2 rRNA genes are annotated in these 866 nt (G+C 53.1%); both read left to right on the forward strand.

The features are described 5' to 3' along the window. Nucleotides 1–689, forward strand: a 23S ribosomal RNA gene (locus AAE045_RS23290); the annotation flags it as partial. Nucleotides 690–791: 102 nt separating this feature from the next. Next, nucleotides 792–866 (forward strand): 5S ribosomal RNA (gene rrf / locus AAE045_RS23295); the annotation flags it as partial.

Below are 866 nucleotides of genomic sequence, written 5' to 3' on the forward strand. Positions count from 1 at the left end.
GGGTTGCGGACAGTGTCTGGTGGGTAGTTTGACTGGGGCGGTCTCCTCCTAAAGCGTAACGGAGGAGCACGAAGGTTAGCTAATCACGGTCGGACATCGTGAGGTTAGTGCAAAGGCATAAGCTAGCTTGACTGCGAGAGTGACGGCTCGAGCAGGTGCGAAAGCAGGTCTTAGTGATCCGGTGGTTCTGAATGGAAGGGCCATCGCTCAACGGATAAAAGGTACTCCGGGGATAACAGGCTGATACCGCCCAAGAGTTCATATCGACGGCGGTGTTTGGCACCTCGATGTCGGCTCATCACATCCTGGGGCTGAAGTAGGTCCCAAGGGTATGGCTGTTCGCCATTTAAAGTGGTACGCGAGCTGGGTTTAGAACGTCGTGAGACAGTTCGGTCCCTATCTGCCGTGGGCGCTGGAGAATTGAGGGGGGCTGCTCCTAGTACGAGAGGACCGGAGTGGACGCATCACTGGTGTTCGGGTTGTCATGCCAATGGCATTGCCCGGTAGCTAAATGCGGAAAAGATAAGCGCTGAAAGCATCTAAGCGCGAAACTTGCCCCGAGATGAATTCTCCCTGACTCCTTGAGAGTCCTGAAGGAACGTTGAAGACTACGACGTTGATAGGCTGGGTGTGTAAGCGTAGCGATACGTTGAGCTAACCAGTACTAATGATCCGTGAGGCTTAACCTTACAACACCGAAGGTGTTTTGGTGAGAGATTTGATTTTCAGCTGAATGTTCCAGATTAAGTTGATGGTTATACGGAAGTATAACGGTCAGCATACAGAATATGCCTGGCGGCACTAGCGCGGTGGTCCCACCTGACCCCATGCCGAACTCAGAAGTGAAACGCCGTAGCGCCGATGGT

The sequence above is a fragment of the Dryocola clanedunensis genome (genome assembly GCF_038405435.1).
Lineage (GTDB): Bacteria > Pseudomonadota > Gammaproteobacteria > Enterobacterales > Enterobacteriaceae > Dryocola > Dryocola clanedunensis_A.